Source organism: Pseudomonas sp. SJZ074, assembly GCF_007828215.1.
Lineage (GTDB): Bacteria > Pseudomonadota > Gammaproteobacteria > Pseudomonadales > Pseudomonadaceae > Aquipseudomonas.
The window spans coordinates 56939-79133 of the sequence record NZ_VIUE01000026.1; the positions used below are offsets into that span (position 1 = coordinate 56939).

At 61.3% G+C, this 22195-nt stretch carries 18 protein-coding genes; 16 read left to right on the forward strand and 2 right to left on the reverse strand.

Annotated elements, in window-relative coordinates:
• The first annotated feature begins 1 nt into the window (after position 1).
• From tssF to FBX99_RS22810, 13 genes are all read left to right on the forward strand, one after another.
• Entirely contained in the window at positions 2 to 1786 is a 1785-nt protein-coding gene (tssF, locus tag FBX99_RS22750; RefSeq protein ID WP_145133016.1) for a type VI secretion system baseplate subunit TssF, read from the forward strand.
• Complete coding sequence (tssG, locus tag FBX99_RS22755) at positions 1750 to 2772, forward strand: type VI secretion system baseplate subunit TssG (protein WP_144926952.1); 1023 nt, start codon at positions 1750 to 1752, stop codon at positions 2770 to 2772. The genes tssF and tssG overlap by 37 nt, the downstream gene beginning before the upstream one ends.
• Positions 2769 to 5339 carry a type VI secretion system ATPase TssH gene (gene tssH, locus FBX99_RS22760; protein WP_145133018.1) on the forward strand — a complete coding sequence of 857 codons (2571 nt, stop codon included), beginning with the start codon at positions 2769 to 2771 and terminating at the stop codon, positions 5337 to 5339. The genes tssG and tssH overlap by 4 nt, the downstream gene beginning before the upstream one ends.
• A 10-nt stretch (positions 5340 to 5349) precedes the next feature.
• Positions 5350 to 6867 (forward strand): sigma-54-dependent Fis family transcriptional regulator, encoded by a 1518-nt coding sequence (locus tag FBX99_RS22765; protein WP_145133032.1) that lies wholly within the window; start codon positions 5350 to 5352, stop codon positions 6865 to 6867.
• A gap of 43 nt (positions 6868 to 6910) precedes the next feature.
• Entirely contained in the window at positions 6911 to 7051 is a 141-nt protein-coding gene (locus FBX99_RS22770; RefSeq protein ID WP_145133020.1) for a type VI secretion protein, read from the forward strand.
• A gap of 15 nt (positions 7052 to 7066) precedes the next feature.
• Positions 7067 to 8266: a type VI secretion system-associated FHA domain protein TagH gene (gene tagH, locus FBX99_RS22775; protein ID WP_145133021.1), complete on the forward strand. Its 1200-nt coding sequence runs from the start codon at positions 7067 to 7069 to the stop codon at positions 8264 to 8266.
• Positions 8267 to 8271: 5 nt separating this feature from the next.
• On the forward strand, positions 8272 to 8775 hold the full coding sequence (gene tssJ / locus FBX99_RS22780) for a type VI secretion system lipoprotein TssJ (protein WP_144926964.1): 504 nt from the start codon (positions 8272 to 8274) through the stop codon (positions 8773 to 8775).
• Positions 8772 to 10103, forward strand: a complete 1332-nt coding sequence (gene tssK, locus FBX99_RS22785) for a type VI secretion system baseplate subunit TssK (RefSeq protein WP_145133023.1) — start codon at positions 8772 to 8774, stop codon at positions 10101 to 10103. The genes tssJ and tssK overlap by 4 nt, the downstream gene beginning before the upstream one ends.
• A 5-nt stretch (positions 10104 to 10108) precedes the next feature.
• A complete protein-coding gene (gene icmH, locus FBX99_RS22790) occupies positions 10109 to 10972 on the forward strand; it encodes a type IVB secretion system protein IcmH/DotU (protein ID WP_144926970.1) in 864 nt (287 codons plus the stop codon).
• Positions 10973 to 10984: 12 nt separating this feature from the next.
• Positions 10985 to 14398, forward strand: a complete 3414-nt coding sequence (gene tssM, locus FBX99_RS22795; RefSeq protein ID WP_145133025.1) for a type VI secretion system membrane subunit TssM — start codon at positions 10985 to 10987, stop codon at positions 14396 to 14398.
• Positions 14398 to 15126: a PP2C family serine/threonine-protein phosphatase gene (locus FBX99_RS22800; RefSeq protein ID WP_144926976.1), complete on the forward strand. Its 729-nt coding sequence runs from the start codon at positions 14398 to 14400 to the stop codon at positions 15124 to 15126. The genes tssM and FBX99_RS22800 overlap by 1 nt, the downstream gene beginning before the upstream one ends.
• Positions 15127 to 15191: 65 nt before the next feature.
• The gene (locus FBX99_RS22805; protein ID WP_145133028.1) at positions 15192 to 16067 is read left to right on the forward strand and encodes a serine/threonine-protein kinase; all 876 of its coding nucleotides are present in this window, start codon (positions 15192 to 15194) and stop codon (positions 16065 to 16067) included.
• Between the two features lie 238 nt (positions 16068 to 16305).
• A complete protein-coding gene (locus FBX99_RS22810) occupies positions 16306 to 17472 on the forward strand; it encodes a hypothetical protein (protein ID WP_144927015.1) in 1167 nt (388 codons plus the stop codon).
• A gap of 155 nt (positions 17473 to 17627) precedes the next feature.
• On the opposite strand, the gene FBX99_RS22815 is transcribed toward FBX99_RS22810, so the two are convergent.
• Together FBX99_RS22815 and FBX99_RS22820 are read right to left on the reverse strand one after the other, a co-directional pair.
• The gene (locus FBX99_RS22815; protein WP_145133030.1) at positions 17628 to 18527 is read right to left on the reverse strand and encodes a DMT family transporter; all 900 of its coding nucleotides are present in this window, start codon (positions 18525 to 18527) and stop codon (positions 17628 to 17630) included.
• Positions 18528 to 18868: 341 nt separating this feature from the next.
• Positions 18869 to 19726: an NAD-dependent epimerase/dehydratase family protein gene (locus FBX99_RS22820; RefSeq protein ID WP_144929109.1), complete on the reverse strand. Its 858-nt coding sequence runs from the start codon at positions 19724 to 19726 to the stop codon at positions 18869 to 18871.
• Between the two features lie 186 nt (positions 19727 to 19912).
• On the opposite strand from FBX99_RS22820, the gene exbB reads away from it, so the two are divergent.
• From exbB to FBX99_RS22835, 3 genes are read left to right on the forward strand one after another with little or no spacing between them, the layout of a single operon-like run.
• Complete coding sequence (exbB, locus tag FBX99_RS22825; RefSeq protein WP_144929107.1) at positions 19913 to 20884, forward strand: tonB-system energizer ExbB; 972 nt, start codon at positions 19913 to 19915, stop codon at positions 20882 to 20884.
• A 6-nt stretch (positions 20885 to 20890) separates the two neighbouring features.
• A complete protein-coding gene (gene exbD, locus FBX99_RS22830) occupies positions 20891 to 21319 on the forward strand; it encodes a TonB system transport protein ExbD (protein WP_003206888.1) in 429 nt (142 codons plus the stop codon).
• The gene (locus FBX99_RS22835) at positions 21316 to 22074 is read left to right on the forward strand and encodes an energy transducer TonB (protein ID WP_144929105.1); all 759 of its coding nucleotides are present in this window, start codon (positions 21316 to 21318) and stop codon (positions 22072 to 22074) included. The genes exbD and FBX99_RS22835 overlap by 4 nt, the downstream gene beginning before the upstream one ends.
• Positions 22075 to 22195 lie beyond the last annotated feature (121 nt).

Consider the following 22195-nt stretch of genomic DNA (forward strand, 5'->3'; position numbering starts at 1 on the left):
CATGTCATTCAACCACTACTACCAGAGCGAATTGACCGCGCTTCGTCAGTTGGGCCGGCGTTTTGCCGAGCGTAACCCGGCGCTGGCACCGTTCCTGGGCCAGGCCGGGCGGGATCCGGATGTGGAGCGTTTACTCGAAGGGTTCGCGTTCCTGACCGGACGCTTGCGCCAGAAGCTCGATGACGAATTGCCAGAACTCAGTCATTCGCTGATGCAGCTGTTGTGGCCGAACTACATGCGACCGCTGCCGGCTTTCAGCATCCTGCAATTCGACCCGTTGGGGCGTTCCGGCCCCCCGCTACGGGTAACGCGCGACACTCCGGTCGAGAGCAAGCCTGTCCAAGGCGTGCGATGCCGTTTTCGTACTTGCTACCCGACCGAGGTACTACCGCTGGCTCTGACCGGCTTGAATTATTCGGTAAAGGGCGACGGTTCACTGTTGAACCTGCGCCTGGAGATGCCGGGTGACGGTCACCTGGGTGAGGTGCAGTTGAGCCGCCTGCGCTTGCACTTTGCCGGTGAACGCTACATCAGCCAGATGCTCTATCTCAGCCTCCTGCGCAATCTTGAAGGTATCGAACTGATCCCGCTGGACAGTGCCGGCCAACCTGTCATCTCGGCCAGCGGCATACCAATGACGTTCGGCATTCCTGCCAACCGTGTCCAACCGGTGGGGTTTGCCGAGGAGGAAGCGCTGATCCCGTATCCATTGAATACCTTTCGCGGCTATCGCTACCTTCAGGAGTATTTCGCCTTCCAGGACAAGTTCCTGTTCGTCGACATCACAGGCTTGAACGTACTCGATGCCCTGCCGTCAACCGTCCTGGAACAGATGCGCGGCGTGGATCTGCGCTTCGAGATCGGCAAGAACGGTATCCAGCGACTGCATCCGACCCTGGATAACGTGAAGCTGTATTGCACCCCTATCGTCAATCTGTTCAAGCATGACGCAGAGCCGATCAGGCTGGATGGAAAGCAGGACGAGTACCTGTTGCTGCCGGCCAGTTACGACCGGGAGCACTGCGGCGTGTATTCGGTGCAAAGCGTGACCGGATGGAACCCCGGCGGCTTGGGGTACCGAACCTATGTACCGTTCGAATCCTTTGAACACGACTCAAGCGTCGATGTTCAAGACCGCCCCTATTACAGCGTCCGGCAACGTTCATCGCCGTTGCATGACGGCTTGGACACCTGCCTGGGCTTTGGCACCCGGGATATTCAGCATCATGAAACCCTGTCGATCGAACTGACGTGCACCAACCAGAACCTGCCGCGTCGACTCAAACTGGGTGACATCGACCAGCCCGGTGAAAAAAGCCCTCAGTCACTGGGTTTCCGCAACATCAGCCCGGTCACGTCCAGCTTCGCACCACCGCTCAACCAGGATTTCCTCTGGAAGCTGATCAGCAACATGTCACTCAACTACCTGTCGCTGGCGGACGTGAACGCGCTCAAGGTGATTCTCGAAACATACGATTTTCCCCGTTATTACGACGAGCAGGCAGAAAGAACCAGCAAGTGCCTGTTGGACGGGCTCAAGTCCATCAGACATCGGCATGTCGACCGGTTGCACCGGGGCCTGCCGGTTCGCGGTTTGCGCACCGAACTGACCATCGACCCGCAAGGCTATCTCGGTGAAGGGGACCTGTTCGTTTTTGCATCGGTCCTCAATGAGTTCTTTGCGCTTTATGCCAGCCTCAATTCGTATCACGAACTGCGGGTGAACAGCACACAGGGAGAGGTGTACCAATGGACACCCCGCATGGGTCAGCAACCTCTTCTTTAAGCGCACTGACGCATGGAATACGCGAGTACTCGCTGTTCCAGGCCGTGTTGCTGGTCATCGACCGACTCCGCGAGGCCCATCCGCTTCTGAGCGACGAGCATCTGTACGAGCTACTGGAGTTCCAGGCCAACCCAAGCCTCGGGTTTGCGGCCAGCGACATTGATCGCGTGGAGTTTTTCCAAGAGCATGGACGACTGCGGGCGCGCCTGCGCCTGAATCTGCTCGGTTTGGTGGGCGCAGGCTCACCGTTGCCGGCGTTTTATGGCGAACAAGCCTTCGGAGATGACGGGGACGGTAATCCAACTCGTCAATTTCTCGACCTGTTCCACCATCGTCTTCAACGGTTGATGCTGCCGATCTGGCGCAAATACCGTTATAGCGCGAGCTTCCAGAGCGGTGCCCGGGACCCGTTTTCCGAGCAGCTATTTGCCCTGGTTGGCCTGGGTGGCAACGCCATCCGCCAAGCCACTCAACTGAACTGGAGACGACTGCTGCCCTACCTGGGCCTCCTGAGCCTTCGCGCCCACTCGGCGGCGCTGATCGAAGCGGTGTTGCGCTATTACTTCAAGCACGCCGAGCTGAATCTCGAACAGTGCATCGAACGCCGCGTGAACATCATCGATGAACAACGCAACCGCTTGGGACTCGCCAACAGCGTGTTGCACGAGGATCTGGTACTGGGCGAGCAGATCCGCGACCGCAGCGGCAAGTTCCGCATCCACATCCGTAACCTGGACTGGCAGCGCTTCCACGAATTCCTGCCGATCGGTGTCGGTTACCAGCCGCTGTGCGCGCTGGTGCGCTTCACCCTGCGCGACCCACTCGAATATGACCTGCGCCTGGTCCTGCGCCAGCAGGAAATACGGGCATTGCGCATTGGCGAACACAACACGAGCCACTTGGGATGGACCAGTTGGCTGGGCCACGAACGCGCCGATGGCGTGGTGATCCTGGGCAGTAAAATTGATTGGGAATGGACGACATGATCAACGTAGACCTCCAGCAACTCATCCAGGCGCTGGATGCCGACACCCGAAACGACCTGGAACGCTCGGCCGAGCAGTGCGTGGCCCGTGGCGCTGACAAGGTCCTGGTGGAAGACCTGCTGCTGGGCCTTTTGGAACGTTCGGACAGCCTGCTCGCCCGCGCCTTGCAGGATGCCCGCATCAGTCCAGGCGAATTGATCGCCGCCCTGCAACCACGCCCAGGGCACAGCGCCTCGTGCAGTCCATCATTTGCCCCGGAGCTGGTGCAGTGGCTGCAAGACGCCTTGGGAGTGGCCAGCCAGGAGCTGGAGCAGAGCCAGATCGGACAAGCCGCTCTGATCCTGGCGTTGCTACGTCACCCGGCCCATCACGCCGACACGCCTTATCAAGCGCTGATGGCCGAGCTCAACATCGGCCGGTTGAAAGATTATGCCTTGGCGCAACGGGCCCAACTGACCGCCGCCTCATCCGTCATCAAGGGCGAGACCCTGCTGGAGCGTTTTACCCAAGACCTGACCCAACAGGCCCGCGACGGTCAACTGGACCCGGTGCTTTGCCGGGATGCTGAAATCAGGCAAATGATCGACATCCTGGCACGCCGCCGCAAAAACAATCCGATTGCCGTGGGTGAAGCCGGGGTAGGCAAGACCGCCATCGTCGAAGGACTCGCCCTGCGCATCGTTGCAAGGGAAGTACCAGCGGCACTTGCAGACATCGAACTGCGTTCGCTGGACATGGGACTGCTGCAGGCCGGCGCCAGCATCAAAGGCGAATTCGAGCGCCGCCTCAAGGGTGTGATCGATGAGGTCAAGGCTTCGCCCAAGTCCATCGTCCTGTTCATTGACGAAGCCCACACATTGATCGGCGCGGGCGGCAATGCCGGTGGTGCCGACGCAGCCAATCTGCTCAAGCCGGCCTTGGCCAGGGGTGAGCTGCGTACCATCGCCGCGACCACGTGGTGCGAGTATAAAAAATACTTTGAAAACGACCCTGCCCTGGCCCGCCGTTTCCAGCCGGTGCAACTGCACGAGCCCACCGTCGAGGATGCGGTCACCATCCTGCGCGGCCTTGCCCCGGCCTACGAAAACAGCCACGGTATCTATCTGCGCGATGATGCAGTGGTCGCGGCTGCGCAATTGTCAGCCCGTTACCTGACCGGCCGGCAACTGCCGGACAAGGCCGTTGACGTGCTCGATACCGCCTGCGCTCGCGTCCGTATCAGCCTCGCAGCCGCGCCCCAAAGCCTCGAACGGTTGCGCGGCGAACTGGCTGAAGGCGAGCGTCAGCGCCAGGCACTGCGCCGCGACGCCCAGGTTGGCCTGTCGATTGATTTCCAGGCGCTGGAAACGCTGGAAACACGACTGGATACCATCGAAACAGAACGCCAGACGCTCGAAACAGACTGGAGTGAGCAACGCATCCTCGCTGAACGCCTGCTATCGCTACGTCAGCAACTGGCCGCGGCGGATCAAACATCGGACGTCGAGATCCTGAAGTCGGCGCTACGCGAAACCCAGGATGCGCTGATAGCCGCGCAAACCAAGGAGCGCCTGGTCAGTTTCGAAGTCTGCCCAAGATTGGTGGCCGAAGTCATCAATGCCTGGACTGGTGTACCGCTGGCTCAACTGGCACGGGAACACAGCGCAAGCGTTGCCAGTTTCGCCACAGATTTGCGTGCCCGTATTCGCGGCCAGGAACAGGCCGTGCAGGCCCTTGACCGCGCGATGCGCGCGGCCGCCGCAGGCCTGAACAGACCTGACGCCCCGGTGGGCGTGTTCCTGCTGGTGGGGCCGAGCGGTGTCGGCAAGACCGAAACGGCGCTGGCCCTGGCCGACCTGCTGTATGGCGGCGAGCGTTTTATCACCGTGATCAATATGGCTGAGTTCCAGGACAAACACACCGTTTCCCGACTGATCGGCGCACCGCCGGGCTACGTTGGCTTTGGCGAAGGCGGCATGCTCACCGAAGCCGTTCGGCATAAACCCTATTCAGTGATTCTGCTCGACGAGGTCGAAAAAGCCGATCCGGACGTACTGAACCTGTTCTACCAGATCTTCGACAAAGGCCTTGCCAATGATGGCGAAGGGCGGGAAATCGATTTTCGCAACACGCTGATTCTGATGACGTCGAACCTTGGCAGTGAATACATCAGCGAACAGTGCGAAAACGGCACCCGACTGAGTGCGGAGCGCGTCGAGGAAGGCCTCCGCCCAATACTCAGCCGGCATTTCCAACCGGCCCTCCTGGCCCGCATGCGCGTGGTGCCGTACTTCCCGATCAGCGACCTGGTGCTGCACGAGCTGGTGGAAATCAAACTCAACCGCCTGGGCGAGCGCCTGCAGGCTCGTCGGCTGGGCTTCAGTTACTGCAAACAGCTGTTGGAGCATCTGGTTGAACACTGCATCCGCGGCGACAGTGGCGCGCGTGCAATCGACCGTTTGCTCGAGCGGCACTTGATGCCCCAGATAGCCGATCGCCTGCTCTCGGCCATGGCCAGTGGCGAAGCGTTGCGACAGGTGCACGCCACCCTTGACGGCAACGCTGGCATCGTCTGTGAGTTCACCTGAAATGGAGGCGATGTTCGAGCAGGTTCCGCGACCGTTGGCCTATGCCGAGGCTTTGCTTACGCAATTCTCCAGCCTGTCAGGCGCAACGGATGTCGCTACGTTACTGGGGGATTTTATCCAGGCTGCAGCCTGCCTCAGCGGGTGTGAACTGACACAGTTGTATTTGCTGGATGCCACCCATGCCCATCTGGAAATACACGCCGAATGCCTGGAGGGCCAGTTGCGGTTCCGTGACCGGACTCTGCCGCCCTCCGATTACAGTGGTGAACAACTGCTGCAATTCGCCCTGTGCCAGAACCGTATGGTCAGCCTCGACGCGTTGAACTCAAACCTTCACGAAATCGGCTTCCTGCCAAGCCGGTCGACACCCTGGCAGTCGCTGCTCTGTGTACCACTTCTCAATCCGCGCCAAACCATCGAAGGCCTGTTGCTATGCGCCACCGGCAAGCGTCTCGACCTGCAAGGCTTTGCCAGATCCCTGAGTCAACTTGGGGCCTTCGCGCTGCGGCAGAAGTCTCTCTTGCAGCGTCTGCACCGTCCCGCCAGGACGTCTGATTCCGTCAACACAACCAGGCCCGGCATTAGCGGCTACGGGCTTATCGGCAAGAGCCCGGCAATGCGCCAGACCTGCCTGTTGATCAGTAAAGTCCTGCACAGCCCCTACACCGTCCTGCTACGTGGCGAGACGGGCACCGGCAAGGAGGTGGTGGCCCGGGCCATTCATGATTGTGGCCCGCGTCGAACCAAGGCTTTCATCGTGCAGAACTGTGCAGCGGTCCCCGAAAACCTGCTGGAAAGCGAGCTGTTCGGCTATCGCAGGGGCGCGTTCACCGGGGCCGACCGGGATCGTCTCGGGCTGTTCGATGCGGCTGAGGGCGGCACACTGTTGCTCGATGAAATCGGCGACATGCCATTGTCTCTCCAGGCCAAACTGCTGCGGGTGTTACAGGAAGGCGAAATCCGTCCGCTGGGGTCCAGCAAAACCCACAGGATCGATGTCCGGATCATCGCCGCGACCCACCGCGACCTGAAACAACGGGTGGAAGAAGGCCTGTTTCGCGAAGACCTGTATTACCGACTCGCCCAGTTCCCGATCCAGTTACCGGCGTTGCGCCAGCGGGAAGGCGACATTCTCGAACTGGCGCGACACTTCGCCGACAAGGCCTGCGCATTCTTGCGGCGCGATCCGGTGTGTTGGTCCGACGCAGCCCTAGATCATCTGGCCGCCTATGGCTTCCCCGGGAACGTACGCGAACTCAAAGCCCTCGTGGAAAGAGCCGTATTGCTGTGCGAGGGCGACGAGCTGCAGGTCGAGCACTTCGCGTTGCACATCGACACGCCGGCCGCCCGTGTCTCCATGGGTCTGCGCGAGCGGCTCGGGCAGATCGAGCGAGGCCTGCTGATTGATTGCCTGCGCAAGAACGCCGGCAACCAGACGCTGGCCGCCCGCGAACTCGGTTTGCCACGCCGCACCCTGCTCTATCGCCTCGGGCGCCTGAAGATTCAACCGAGGGACTTCGATGATTGACCCCATCGCCTGCCCCCGCCCTTTCAATTCTGGAGTCCTTCCGATGCCTGATTTTTCCTGGCAAGCCGTCCTGCTGGCCATCGTCGTGTCATTCGGCCTCGGCGGCTGCAACGGCAATTACAAATTCAATGACAGCGATTACCGCCCCCTGGGGGATCCCCAGGCCGTCAATCGCGGCAAGTGACCGCAAGGAGTACCGATGGAGCTTGTTCTTGAAATGCTGAACGCCAGACAGTTCGTTCCGGCGCCGCTGTGTCGCATGACGTTCGGGCCAACTGGCGGCGTGATAGGCCGGGGCGAGAGCTGTGATTGGACCATTCCCGACCGCCAGCGCCTGTTATCCAAGCGCCACGCGCAGATCAGCTCGCGCGAAGGTGCATTTTTCCTGACCGACACCAGTGGCAACGGCGTAAGCCATCGCGCAAGTGGCGCACGCTTGCCCAAGGGCGACCCGGTACGCATCCAGGACGGAGACATCTTCCTTATGGGGGATTTCGAAATTCTGGCGCGGTTGGCTTCCGCCCAAACGAACGGCACCGCGCCGGCAGACCGTCCAATGTCTGTCGATAGCCTGATCCCGGACGATGCCTTTCTGGATCTCGACCCGCTGAAGGCACTGGGGCCACAACCCGGCGTGTTTTCAGAAATAGATGAACTGGTTAGCCCCTCTGCCATGTCCGCGGATGCTTTCAAAGGCCCCGACTACGCCCCCATCGACATGGAAAATCTGCTACTGCCGGAGCTGGTCGAAGCGCCAGCGGAACCCAAATTGGAAGCCTCGCCGACCACCGCCCCCCATCATCCAGCTGAAGATTTCTGGGAACGTTTCGGCGCGGCGCTGGGGATAAATCTTGGAAACCTGGACAACGAAGCCCGCGAAGCCCTGGCGTTGAGTGCTGTGAAGTTGCTCAGACAAAGCATTCAGGGATTACAGCAGAGCCTGCATACCCGATCGGAGCTGAAGAGTGAACTGCGTCTGGCTCACACGCTCATCCAGGGTGAGCCAAAAAACCCGCTGAAGGTTGCCGACGATGCCCAGCACGCCTTGCAGATGCTGTTGCAACCGAACAAACCTGCCCAGTTGTCGCCCGACCAGGCCATTGCCCGCGCCTTTCGTGATCTGCAGGCCCATCAAGTGGCCTTGCTCACAGCAAGCCGCAACACGTTGCGCGCGACGCTGGAACACTTTTCACCGCAACGGCTGATGTTCCGACTGGAACGGGACCACAAGCCGCTGATCAGGACGAACGGTCACTATTGGAAGGCTTACGGCCGTTATCACCAGGCCTTGTGCCAGGACGACGACTGGACAGGACGATTGCTGGCCCGAGATTTTGCCCAGGCCTACGAAGAACAGGTTCGCCTGGTTTCCACCCTGCATACCGATCACCATGGATGATGCACATGTCTCGTTGCACGATGTTTTTCCTCACCACGTTGACGGCCGTTGTCACAACATTGCTGTTGGCCGGTTGCGCCACGCTGTCGCCGTTCTCGACGATGACCAAGCTCGCCCTCACGTTGACGGCCAGCGATCAACTCAACCCGGACCTCAACGGACGGCCATCGCCAGTGGTGGTGCGGCTGTTTGAGCTCCGGCACCCTGTGGCGTTCGAAAATGCGGACTTCTTCAGCTTGTATGAACGCGCCAGGGAAACGTTGTCGCCGGACCTGCTTTCCAGCGAAGAACTGGAACTGCGCCCGGGCGAGACCGTAGACCTGAAACTCGACATCGCTGGCGGTGGTCGTTACGTCGGTGTCGTCGCCGCGTACCGTGACCTGCCACAAGCCCGCTGGCGCCATACCTTGCCGGTTACCGCGGCGCAGCTCACCCAGGCAAGGCTGACCCTTGACCAGGATGGGATTGCCAACGCCATTGAAACACCCGCCGGAACCGACGCCCGATGAATCACGATAAAGTCATCTGGCAGGAAGGCATGCTGCTGCGCCCACAACATTTGCAGCACAACGACCGCTACTTCGATCATCAGTTGAAATTCCGCACGCGCTTCCTGTCCCAGTACACCTGGGGATTCCTGGCGCTGGAGATCGACACCCAGTTTCTCAGCATGGGTCAGTTGGTGGTCAGCCAAGCCTCTGGCGTCCTACCGGACGGCAGCCTGTTCGAAATGAACAGCAACGCCGCCCCCCTGGTACTGGAAGTCCCTCCCAATACCAGTAACACGCCGATCTATCTTGCTTTGCCGCTGGTAACCGGCAATCGCATCGAGTCCCGTCGTCCAGAGCAATCCGATGTCCAGGCGCGCTACATCACCTACGAAATGCAAGTGGCCGATTGCAATGCCGCAGAGGCGCTCAGCAGCCCGGTCAGTTGCGGCCGCCCGGACCTGCGCTTGCTGCTCGGCGAACAGCAGACCGACCAGGCGTTCGTGAAGCTCAAGCTCTGCGAGGTACTCGATACCACGTCCGATGGCCTGATCAGACTCGATCCGGACTTCGTCCCGACCTTCATCCAGGCCGGTTCATCCAGCTATCTGCGTTCGTGCCTCAAGGAGGTCATCGGCATGCTGGGGCACCGGGGCGACAGCCTCGCCGACCGGATTCGCTCCAACGGCAAGGCCGGAGGCACGCAGGTCGGCGACTTCATGATGCTGCAGTTGATCAACCGCAACGAACTGCTGTTGCGTCATGACCTGGATCTGGAACAGGTACATCCCGAACGGCTGTACCGTACCTTGCTGAGCCTGCTGGGTGAGTTGGCGACATTTTCCGGCGAGAGCAAACGCCCACCGTTCAACAACCATTATCGCCACAGCGACCAGGGTGGCTGCTTTCGAAGCTTGATGCAGGGCATCCGCCAGATGCTTTCCATGGTGCTTGAACAGCATGCGATTGAATTGCCTTTGCAGGCGCGTCAATACGGAATCATGGTCTCGCCGGTCCACGACCTTTCACTGCTGGGCTCGGCTTCGTTCGTCCTGGCCGCGAGCGCCCATTGCGACGGCGAAGAACTGCGCCAGCGCTTGCCCTCGCAGCTCAAGATCGGTCCGGTGGAACGCATCCGCCAGTTGGTCAATCTGCACTTGCCCGGGATCCGGATCAGGCCCCTGCCCGTGGCGCCGCGGCAGATTGCATTCCATGCCAACAAGACCTACTTCATCCTCGAACCCAACCCCGAAGACCTGTCCCAATTGAAGCGCTCCGCGGGCTTTGCCTTTCATGTTTCCGGAGACTTCACCGAGCTTGAACTGAACTTCTGGGCCATCAGGAACTGACTGAAATGGACAAGGAAAATCCTCAGGACGAAACCACCGTCCTGCTCGATCATCACGGACAACGCCCGGCTTCACAGCCATTGACCGACGGCGCCGCGCCGCCGCGTATCGAGCAGTTGCAGGAGCGCATGATCTACGCCGCGCACCAGCCATCCACGCGAACTCCAACGACGGGCCTCAATCCGCTGGTAGCAGCGGCATCCGGGTTGCTGTCGCAATTGGTAAGACTCAAACATGGTCGCGATCGTGAGGACTTGCGGACCCTCAAGCACGAACTGACCCGGGACCTGGGAGAGTTCGAAGCCCGCGCCGCGCAGAGCGGTGTCGAGAACAGCCAATTGGTTGCTGCCCGTTACGTCCTCTGCACAGTGATCGATGAAGCGGTGGTCACTACATCATGGGGCAATGGAAGCGGTTGGTCGCAAATGAGCCTGCTCAGTACCTTCCATAACGAAACCTTCGGCGGCGAAAAGGTCTTCCAGTTGCTGGATCGCTTATCGAAAAACCCCACCAGGCACTTGCCGATGCTTGAGCTGCTGTACTTGTGCCTGTCCCTCGGCTTCGAGGGCAAATACCGGGTCCAGACGCGCGGAGCAATCGAGCTCGAAGGCGTCCGCGACAGCCTCTACCGGCTGATCCGCCAGGTACGCGGCGAGGTTCCCAGTGAACTGTCGCCGCATTGCGAGGGCCTCGAGGGGGTGCGTCGCGCCCCCGTTCGCATCGTTCCGGCGTGGATCGTGGCGCTCTTCACCCTGGTGTGCCTGGGGATGATGTATTCGAGTTTTGCCTGGGTTCTGGCCGAGCACCGCAAGACTGTCCTGCACCCTTATCAATCACCAGAACCGGTCACCGCTCAGCCGTTGCCATAACAGGGATGTGTCATGAAATTTCTTTTCAGGAAGGTGGGCGCCTGGTTGCGTCCAACCTGGGTCTGGACGTTGCTGCTGGCCCTTTGCGCAGCGCTGTTGGTGTGGTTCCTCGGGCCGCTGCTGGCAGTCGATGACTATAAGTTTTGGGCAAGCCCGACGGCACGTTTGCTGACCATCAGTGCACTGTTGTTGGGGTGGGGCCTGGCAATGGTGTTCATCAATGGAAGTACTGTCGCCAGCGCGGCGCCCCAGGCAATCGATACCGACCGGAATCACCGCCTTCGCCAGGCCAGCATGAACGATGAACGACGCGAATTGCACTCGCGCTTCAAGCAAGCGTTGCGCCTACCCACCGCTTCACCTGCGCAGGCCGGCCACAACCTGAACCTGCACAACAGTTTGCCGTGGTACCTGCTGATAGGTCCGCCATCCGGCGGCAAGACCAGCCTGCTCGACTGCTCGGGCATTGATTTCTTCGTCAACAAGCCTGCACGCAAGCCAATAGACGGTGCATCGGCCACCCGGTATTGCGATTGGTATTTTTCCGAGCAGGCGGTGATGGTCGATACCCCAGGGCGCTATCTGACCCAGGTGGACGCCGAAGTCGATGGCAATGCCTGGAACACCTTGCTCGAACGGCTGCGCAAGCGCCGCCGCAATCGGCCCCTGAGTGGCGTGCTGGTCACTGTCCCCATCGAGCTCCTGCGTTGCGGGAGTGAAGATGAGGTCATCACCCTGGCCTGTCACATCCGTGGTCGTTTGCAGGAGCTGCAACGGCAACTGCATGTGGATGCACCCATTTACCTGGTCCTGAGCAAGGCCGACTGTGTACCGGGCTTCAACGAGTTCTTCGATTCACTGACTCGCGAGGACAGCGACCAAGTGCTGGGGGCGACGTTCAGCCGAAACCAACGAGGCACCGACGTGACCGTGCTGCGGGACGAGCTCGAGGCACTGCTCCATCGGCTCAACAGCCAAGTGATCACGCGCATGCATGAGGAACGCGACCTCCAACGCCGCAGTCAAATTCTCGACTGTCCTCATCAGTTGGGACTTATCGACAACAATCTGTGCCTGTTGGTCGAAAAGGCTTTCACCGGCAGTATCTGCCCGCTGCGTGGGTTCTACCTGACCAGCGCCTCGCCTGGCAGACGCCCGCGGTTCATCCAATCACTCCTCAGTCGGGTCATTTTTCCTGAAGCCGATCTGGCTGGCCTTGATCGCCGCGAGCGCAGCCGTATCCACTGGGGACAGCGGGCCCTGTACACGGGAGCGCTGTCAGCCCTCGGCCTGTTCGGGCTGCTGTGGGCGACCGGTTTTTCGTACAACCATGAACGCCTGGAACAGCTGCGGACCCTGGCGCAACGGTGGGAGCGGCAGCATCAGGCCCTGCAACCGGATGATGATTGGCTCGCCCTGAGCGAAGCCCTCGATACGCGCTTCGCCGCCACGCGGATTTTCCCGCCCGTCGGAAAGGTGCCACTGCATGAGCGCGCCGGCTTGTATCAGGGCGAACCGAGCGAGCCGGCCGTAACTGGCGCCTACAGCCGTGAATTGCGAGAACGATTACTGCCCCGGGTCACGCAGATGCTTGAAGGACATATCCGAGACAATCTGGATAACCGCGAGCGTCTGTTCAATAGCCTGCGCGCGTACCTGATGCTGAACCTGCAAGAACGACGCGATAACCCATGGCTCAAGGATCGGGTTGCCCGCGATTGGTCCTTGCACTACGCCGGCAATACGGCGCTCCAGAACAGCTTGAGTGGCCACTTCAAGCGCTTGCTGCTGCAACCATTCACCCAGCGGCTCGATGAATCTCTAGTGGCCGAGGCCCGGAAAGTCCTGCGCAGCGAGTCCATGGCCGCCGTGGTCTATCGCATGTTGCGCGAGCAGGCCAGACACCTGCCGCAGTATCGACTCAGCCAGCACATGGGGCCGCAGGGACCGCTGCTGGTCGGCGGCGACCATTCGATCCCCGGCTTCTACACACGTCGGGGTTACGAGCACTTCTTCTCGGTTCAGGGCGTGGCGCTGATCACCGAACTGCTGCGGGACAACTGGGTATTGGGCGAAGGTACAACCCTCAACGGCGGAGACTTGCGACGCCTGATGACCGAACTCGAACAGCTGTATTTTCGCGATTATGCCGACCAGTGGAGCGAAGCGATCGGACAGGTAGCCTTGCAATCGCTCGGCGGCACTGGCGAAGGGGCCGAACAACTGGCGAGGCTGACATCGGCCCATTCGCCAATCCTGCAGATGCTGGTGCAGGTCCGCGAAAATACTCGGCTCCAGACCGCTGCCGAACGTATTGATGAGGCGATGCCTGCAATCGGCAACGGTGCCGCCGCACAACGGGTGACCACCGCCCAGCAAACCTCCGACAGCCTCGCCGAGAAGTTACCGGAGACCGCGCAGAAATCCTTGCAGCGGCGCTTCGACCCCCTGCACCGTCTGTTGGACCCTGACAATGGTCCTTCTGCCGACCTGACCCAAGCCCTGCGTGCACTCGATGAAGTGCAGTTGCAATTGGCGAGCCTGGCTCGTGCCAGCCTGCCGGAGCAGGCTGCGTTCGACATGGCCAGGAGCCGCATGAGCGGCAAGCGTGATGCTCTGAGCAACCTGCGTGATGCGTCCACTCGCCTGCCTCGGCCGATCAGCGAGTGGTTCAACAAGCTGGCCGACGACAGCTGGCGCCTGGTGCTAAACGATTCATACCGCTTCCTGAACCAGCGTTACCAGAGCGAGCTGTACGGCTTCTACGGCAAGGCCATCAACAAGCGCTATCCGTTCACTGCCCACAGCGCCAGTGACGTTGCGATCAATGACTTCCGGGAGTTCTTCAAGAATGAAGGTATTGTCGACCGCTTCTTCGAGCGTTACCTGCAACCTTTCGTCAGCGGCTCTGCGGGGCACTACCGCCTTCGCGGCATCGACGGCCAGAGCTTGCCAATGACGCGAGCCTTTCTTGATCAACTGGCGGCGGCGGACACCATCCGCCGGAGTTTTTTCGCCGAGAACCCGGCCGAGCCGCAGGTGCAGTTCAAACTTGAGCCCTACACGCTCGACCCGGCAGTGACTCGTTCCGAGTTCCGTTTTGGTGACAAGGCGCTTGAGTACCGTCACGGCCCAATCCTGCCCGTGGCGTTCACCTGGCCGAGCGACGCGCAAGACGGCCGGGCCGCCCTGGTATTGGAGAAGTGGGTCGGGCGCGGCGTGGGTATCGAGAAAAACACCGGGCCGTGGTCGCTGTTTCGCCTGTTCGACCTGATGGAAACCGAATACCTGAGCGGACGCGACGTACGGGTACTCAAGGCAGACCTGGGCGGCCTGCGGGCCAACTTCCTGTTGATGAGCCAGCGCACGCCGAACCCTTTCGACATGAGCGTTCTGCGTACTTTCCGAATGCCGGTGCAGCTCTGATGCAGGACGCAGGTATCTGGCGCAGCGCGGCGGGCACGAACCCTGGCAAACTTCGGACACGGAACGAGGATGCCTTTCTCGACAGTCCGCAGCAGGGGCTGTGGGCCGTAGCCGACGGGATGGGTGGGTATGGCGGCGGTGATATCGCCAGTCAGTTGATCGTCGCTAATCTGGCGGCGCTGCCGCTGCACCCGGACCTGAGGGAGCGGTCCAAGGCCGTGCGCCAATGCCTGCGTTGGACCAATCGACGACTCAGCCAGGAACTGACTATCACCGCCGCACAGCATCCCGCCATTATGGGCAGCACCGTGGTGGCGTTGCTCCTGGAAGGTGACCGAGGTTCTTGCATCTGGGCGGGCGACAGCCGCTGTTACCTGTGGCGCAATCGGCAGTTGTATCAATTGTCCAAAGATCACTCGTTGCAACAGCAACTGATCACCCAGCAACACCTGAGCGTCGACGAAGCCAGCGCCCACCCTGCGGCCAAAGCGTTGACACGCGCGGTGGGCGCCGCGCCAGAGCTGACACTGGAAGTGCTGGAGCTGGACGTTAAGCCCGGTGACACGTTCCTGCTGTGCAGCGACGGCTTGCACCAGGATCTCGACGGCCAGACCCTGGGGCATGGGTTGAGTCTGGCCTCCCCTCAGATGGCGCTGGATTATCTGTTTGAACGGGTACTGCACGGCTCGGCGCGGGATAACCTGACGGCCGTGGTGATCACACAGTGACCTCTCCTGAATCAGACCCGCCCCCTCAGTCCACGTATGTCGCGTTCGCCGGCCCTCCCTCTGCCATGCCGTTCGGCCAACAGTGCCTTGGCGAAATGCCTGGCATCCTCGCGGGACGTTATCGCCTTGAACACTTGCTCGGTGCCGGTGGCATGGGCGTTGTCTACCGCGCCCGAGACCTGCTGCAAGAACAATACAGCGACCCCGATCCGTACATCGCGCTGAAAATGCTCAATGAGGACGTTGACGAGTCCCCCGACGCCGCTGCCCTGCTCTACAGCGAATTCAGCCTGAGCCGGCGATTGCATCATCCAAACCTGCTGCGTCCCTATACCTTCGAAGTGGATGCGGCCCAGCGGCGGGCGTTCATCACCATGGACCTGATGCGCGGCCTGACCCTGGACAAACTGCTTTGCGAACGCCCCCTCGGATTGCCCTGGCATGAATGGCACGGGATTGCCGTGCCCCTGCTCGACGCATTGGCCTACATCCATCGCCGAGGCGTTCTGCACGGCGACGTGAAACCAAGCAATGTGATGCTGAGCGAAGACGGCGTGCGTCTGTTCGATTTCGGCTTGGGCCTGGCGACGGAGGGTCCCTTGAAAGACCTGCCCCACCTGAATCGCAATCGCCTCAACGCCTGGACCCCAGGCTATGCCGCGCCTGAACTGTTGGACGGCTCGCCGCTGTCGGCGAGTGCCGATGTCTATGGCGTGGCTTGCGTGTTGTATGAACTGGCGAGTGGCAGGCATCCGTTCCGCCGTTTGCCTTCGACCCAGGCTCGCGATGACGGACTGGAATGCAAACTCAAGGCCCCACCCAACCTGCCCAGGCGCTGCTGGCCGGCGTTGCGAACGGCCCTGGCGCTTGATCCGGGGCGACGCAATATCGGTGCGGCGCAGTTGCGTGATGTCCTGGGGAGTGTTTCGTCCTGGTGGTGAGGGGGCTGTGGAACCTGTCAGCCAAGCCCCAAAACCTGTGGGAGGGAACCTGCTCGCGATAGCGGTCTGTCAGCCGACATCAAGGTTGGCTGTTCCGGCCTCATCGCGAGCAGGCTCGCTCCCACAGGGGACACCGTCTTTTTGAGAATGCACTGCCAGGAATTGGCGAGGCGGCAATTTGCCATCTACTCTCCGACTGGGCACGAAGGACCTCCTTTGCATTCTTAGGGAAAAGATCATGATAAACGTCACTTGGCCATCCGCGGTTGTGGTTGTTTGTTTACTGACAGGATGTGCGCCGTACCAGAAATCTCGGGTTCTTGAGGCCGACGAGCGGTTACTGACCTACTCCACCCGAGTGGATGGATATGGCCATAAAACCGAAGTGCTGTGCCCCGAGCCCAGCCCGGATGCGCTCAAGACGTTGGCCGGTTCGTTATCCGCAGAAAAAGCGGATGTGGCTGCACTGGCGGCCGCGTTCCAGGAATCAGGAGCAAGTATCGGCCTGCGAACCCATTCGATCCAGCTGTTGAGGGATCAGCTTTACAGTATTTGCCAAGCCTACGGTAACTCGGGGATTACACCGAGTGCGTACCGGATGATGCTCACCCGGAACCAGCGCAACACTGTCGCTCTCATGGCGATTGAACAACTCACAGGGGTTGTCCGTAGCCCAAGCGTAACGCTGAGCGGCTCAGCGACAGCAGACAGCGCGGGCGCTGTGCTTGAGCTGACCACCCAGTTGAATGCGGCGAATGCGAAGTACAAGGGTATGGATCCAGCGACGGATGAAGCCAAGCAATTGAAAGCGTCGATTGATTCCATTGAGGCTGCGCTGAAGGAGGCGAGAAAGTCGCTGGTCACGGCCTCTGGATCAAGCGCCTCCACATTGGCAAGCACGAGCGAGATCAACAAGGACGTAATGGCTGTGGTTGCAGCCAGTGTCGAGAAAATTGCTGGCTCGGTTATCGGTGTAGATGACCAGTTTTATCTGTGTCTTGACCTATATGAAAGTATTGGCGAAGCCAGGGTTCCGGCCGTACTGAGGGAGAGGTGCTCTGCTGTTTTTGCCAGAGACTTGAGCGTGAAAAGCTTAGGTCGTTCAGATCGACAAGGGCAGCCAGGTCAACCCGGTGCTGGGGGCGTTGTGGATACGACGCCACCTCCTACTCTTGGAGATAACTCCAGAGTCGCTGATACGACACTATCTCCTACTCTCGGAGAAAACTCCCGAGTCACTCGTACAGTAACCCTGCCATCGGGTGCACAGCTGTTTATCTATGATGATAAGAGTATGGCTGTGATGAGAAAGCTGGAGCCTGGCGAATCACCCGAGAAGGAGATGGCCGCCGATTCCAAAGGTTTGCAAAAAGCGATTGAGGAACTTCGCCGAGGGGCGATGTAGTTTTCGCCGAAAGCGAGCCAGAGCGGAATGACATCGCGGCCTCTTCAGCAAAAGGCCAAGTTCGCACCTTGGCCCCAGTCCAGCTTTTTTGGTTGGCGATGGACCAACGCTCATTGCTGCAGCACGATAGATTGCGCTAAGAGCCCCAGCGGCCTTCACGCACCCGACGGAATAGGCGCTTTCTTACCCAAGCGGATCAGCTCATTGGAGAAACACAGCCCAACGATGATCAGCGCCGCGCCCACGTACAGGCTTTCACGCGGAACTTCATTGAGCACCACGAACGCCAGCAGCGCGGCGAACAGCGGTTCGGTCAGTTCCAACGCTTGCACTTGGGAAGGCTTGAGGTACTCGATGGCCTTGGTGGTGCAGAAAAAGCCGAGGATGGTCGGCAGGGCGGCCAGGGCCAGCAAAGCGGTAATAGCCAGGGGCGACGGCTCGCCGATCACGAAGCCGTCGGCTCCCGCCGGCATCAGCAGGTACAGGCTGCCGAAGAACAGCAACTGCCGGGTGAAGTGCAGGCCGCCCGACACGCCCATCCGTTTCATCACCACCGAAAACGCCCCGTAGCCGCAACCGGCCATGGACGCGAGCGCCGCACCCTGGAGGGTGAAGCCTTGTTGCAGGTCGGCGCCAAAGATCACCGCGATGCCGGCGATAGCCAGGGCCGCACCCACGGTGGCGTTCGCGGTGATGGGATCTTTCAGGAACAGGCGCCCGAGTACGATGGAGGAGATGGACGCGCTCGCCATCAACATCACCACCACGCCCGCTGCGGCGTAATGCCGATAGGCCGACGTTTCAAAGTGGAACAGCACGAAGATGCCGAGGAACGCGCAGATCGCCGCCTGGGTCCATTTGGCGGTCGTGGCCGGGCGCTTGAGGCACAGCAGCAAGAACGAGAGCAGCAGGCAACCCAGGATCGTCTTGATTACGGCGACGCTGCTGGCGGTGAAGCCATTGCTCATGAGGACCTTGCTGAGCACGCCGATCGTGGCGTTCAGTGCAGCGGCGGAGAGTGCAAAGATGACGCCTTTGCTGAAACTGGCTTGCATGGAGGACGGTCCCTGTCGCGGTTATCGGAGCATGCTCGGGGAGTTCGATAAGCCAAGTCAATACCTGGCGAAGGTAGGTGGCTCTGGATGTCATGCTGGGGCAAGGGTGGTGCCATGCCGTCGGAGGCCCGTAACCACAATTCCTTGTGGGAGCGAGCCTGCTCCGGGCGGCGATCCGACGATAGCGGCGGCACATTCGACATCCACGCAAGCTGACCCACCGCCATCATCGGATCGCCGCCCGGAGCAGGCTCGCTCCCACAGGGGGGAGTGGTGGTGAGTATGGATGTTGTGTTCAGCCGAGATCTGGGGTGGGCGGGCAAGCCTAGCTCCCACAGGTGTCAGCAGCGCCCTTCCAGAATCGCCGCATAGCCTTCGCGAAAGCTTGGGTAGCGCGGGGTCCAGCCCAGGGCTTTGGCGCGGGCGTTGCTGCAGCGCTTGCTGCCGGCGCGGCGAACGCTGGCGTCTTCGGCCCATTCGGTGACGCCCATGTAATCGCGCAGCCAGGCCACCACGTCGGCCAGCGCGGCGGGGGCGTCGTCGACGCCGATGTAGCAGTCGTCGAGGGGTTTGCCCTGGCGATCCGCTTCCAGCAGAAACGCCAGCAGCCCTGCCGCGTCGTCGGCGTGGATACGGTTGGCGTACAGCGGCGGGTCGATCACCACGCGATAGCCCTGGCGCACCTGGCTCAGCAGCCATTCGCGGCCCGGGCCGTAGATGCCGGTCAGGCGTACACGGCTGGCCGGGATGCCGCTGTCGAGGGCCAGTTGCTCGGCTTCTAGCATCAACCGACCGGAATAGCCATTGGCCTCGGTGGGCGAGGTTTCATCGACCCACTCCCCGGCTTTCTGCCCATACACGCTGCTGCTGGACACGAACAGCAGCCGTTTGGGCTGTTGGCCGTGCTGCTTCAGCCAGCCCAACACATGTTGTAACCCTTCTATATACGCCGCCCGATAGCCCGCTTCGTCATGGTCGGTGGCGGCGGCGCTGTACACCAGGTAATCCAGCGGCCCGGTCGGCCAGGCGGCTGGGCATTGGGCGCTGAACAAATCCCCCGCCACCCCGATAACCCCCGCCGGCAGGCTCGCAACCGAGCGCCGCAAGCCATAGACCTGCCAATGTTCGACCAGCAATTGGCTGGCGAGGCGGCCGCCGATATCACCGCAACCGGCGATCAAAACAGAAGAAACGGACATCGAGCTCTCCTCGGGTAAAGCCGCAGACTAGCGTGCGGAAGAGACGGGCGGCTAGGAATGCAGGAAAAAAAGATACTGTATTACTTTTGTTAACAAGAATTACTTGCAATAATGCACCCCGCTTTTGTTCTCGGCCTCACGAGGCCTGGAAGAACATCGACTTCTTTACTCTCAGGTCCGGCCAGCATGAATCGCTCTCTATCCTCCGCTTCGCCAACCAACCGACCTCGCGCCTGGGGCGCCGTGGCCGCCCTGCTGTGCAGCCTGCTGCTGGCTCCGGCCGCCGCGTTCGCCGACGCCCAGACGCCGGCCACGACCCCAGCCACCGCGCCGGCCGCCACCCAGGCGCCAGCCGAAGCCGCCGCCCCCGTGGCAACGCCAGCGGTCGGCGAACCGGCCCAAGCCGTGGCAGCCGACGCCCCTGAGGTGCTCGAGGCCGACAACTCCCTGGGCATGGCCCACGACCTGTCCCCATGGGGCATGTACCAGAACGCCGACATTATCGTGAAACTGGTGATGATCGGCCTGGCGATCGCTTCGGTCATCACCTGGACCATCTGGATCGCCAAAGGCTTCGAGCTGATGGGTGCCAAGCGTCGCTTGCGCGGTGAAATCGCGGCCCTGAAGAAAGCCGCCACCCTCAAGGAAGCCAGCGCTACGGCAGCGAAGGAAGGCACCCTCGCCAACCTGCTGGTGCACGACGCGCTCGAAGAAATGCGCCTGTCGGCCAACAGCCGCGAGAAGGAAGGCATCAAGGAACGCGTGAGCTTCCGCCTTGAGCGCCTGGTGGCTGCCTGCGGTCGCAACATGAGCAGCGGCACTGGCGTGCTCGCCACCATCGGTTCGACGGCGCCGTTCGTGGGCCTGTTCGGCACCGTGTGGGGCATCATGAACAGCTTCATCGGCATCGCCAAGACCCAGACCACCAACCTCGCCGTCGTCGCCCCCGGCATCGCCGAAGCCTTGCTGGCAACCGCCCTCGGGCTGGTGGCGGCCATTCCTGCGGTGGTCATCTACAACGTCTTCGCCCGCTCCATTGCCGGCTACAAGGCCCAGGTGTCCGACGCTTCGGCCGAGGTGCTGCTGCTGGTGAGCCGCGACCTCGACCACCAGCCGACCGAGCGCAACTCGCAACCGCACATGGTGAAAGTGGGGTAATCAGCCATGGGCTTGCATTTGAAGGAAGGCGCAGACGACGATCTGGCCGAGAACCACGAAATCAACGTCACGCCGTTCATCGACGTGATGCTGGTGCTGTTGATCATCTTCATGGTGGCCGCACCGCTGGCGACCGTGGACATCAAGGTTGACCTCCCGGCGTCGACGGCCAAGCCATCGCCGCGCCCCGAGAAACCGGTGTTCCTCAGCGTCAAGGCCGACCAGCGCCTGTTCCTGGGCGAAGACGAGGTCAAGGCCGAAACCCTCGGCGCCACCCTCGACGCCAAGACCCAGGGCAAGAAGGACACGACGATCTTTTTCCAGGCCGATAAGGGCGTGGACTACGGCGACCTGATGAGTGTGATGGACGCTCTGCGCGGTGCCGGTTACTTGAAGGTCGGCCTGGTCGGACTCGAGACGGCGCCGAAAAAATGATCACGACGCGCCAAAAGCTGACGCGTTACGGTGCTAGTCTGGCGGTGGTGTTGGGCGTGCATGCGCTCGCCATTGCACTGGCGCTGAACTGGACGTCGCGCCCGCCGATCGAGTTGCCGCCCCAGGCCATGATGGTCGAGCTGGCGCCGTTGCCGGCCCCGCCACCGCCCGCGCCGCCGAAAGTCGTCACGCCGCCGCGGCCGCCGGAGCCAGTTGAAGAGCTGCCGTTGCCGAAACTCGCCGAAGCGCCGAAGCCGGAAATCTCCGTGCCCAAGCCGGTCAAGCCCAAGCCGAAGCCTCAACCGCCCAAGCCCAAGCCCGTGGAAGAGAAAAAGCCCGAGCCGCCGAAGGAAGAGCCGTCGGAGAAGAAGCCGAGCGACACCCAGCCGACCCAGGCCCCGAGCGAAAAATCCGCACAACCGGCCCCTGGCCCGTCGCCGGCGCAAATGGCGGCCAAGGCCAACTGGCAAGGCACGCTGTTGGCGCACCTGGCCAAGTACAAGAAGTATCCGATGCGGGCCCGGCAGATGAACAAGGAAGGCACCAACCGCCTGCGCTTCGTGGTGGACGCCGAAGGTAACGTGCTGTCGTTCAAGTTGGTGGACAGCGCCGGCACCGAGTCCCTGGACAAGGCCACTCTGGACATGATCCGCGACGCCCAACCGCTGCCCAAGCCACCGGCCGACATGCTGACCAACGGCTCCGTCGAAATCGTGGCGCCGTTTGTGTACTCCATCGAGAAGCGTCGGCGCTGAGCCCCTGGCTGTGATCGTTCCCACGCTCCGCGTGGGAATGCCTCAAGGGACGCTCCGCGTTCCAGCTCTGGCGCGCCGCGAGCAGGTGTGACGCAGAGCGTCACGGGCTGCCTCGCCACAG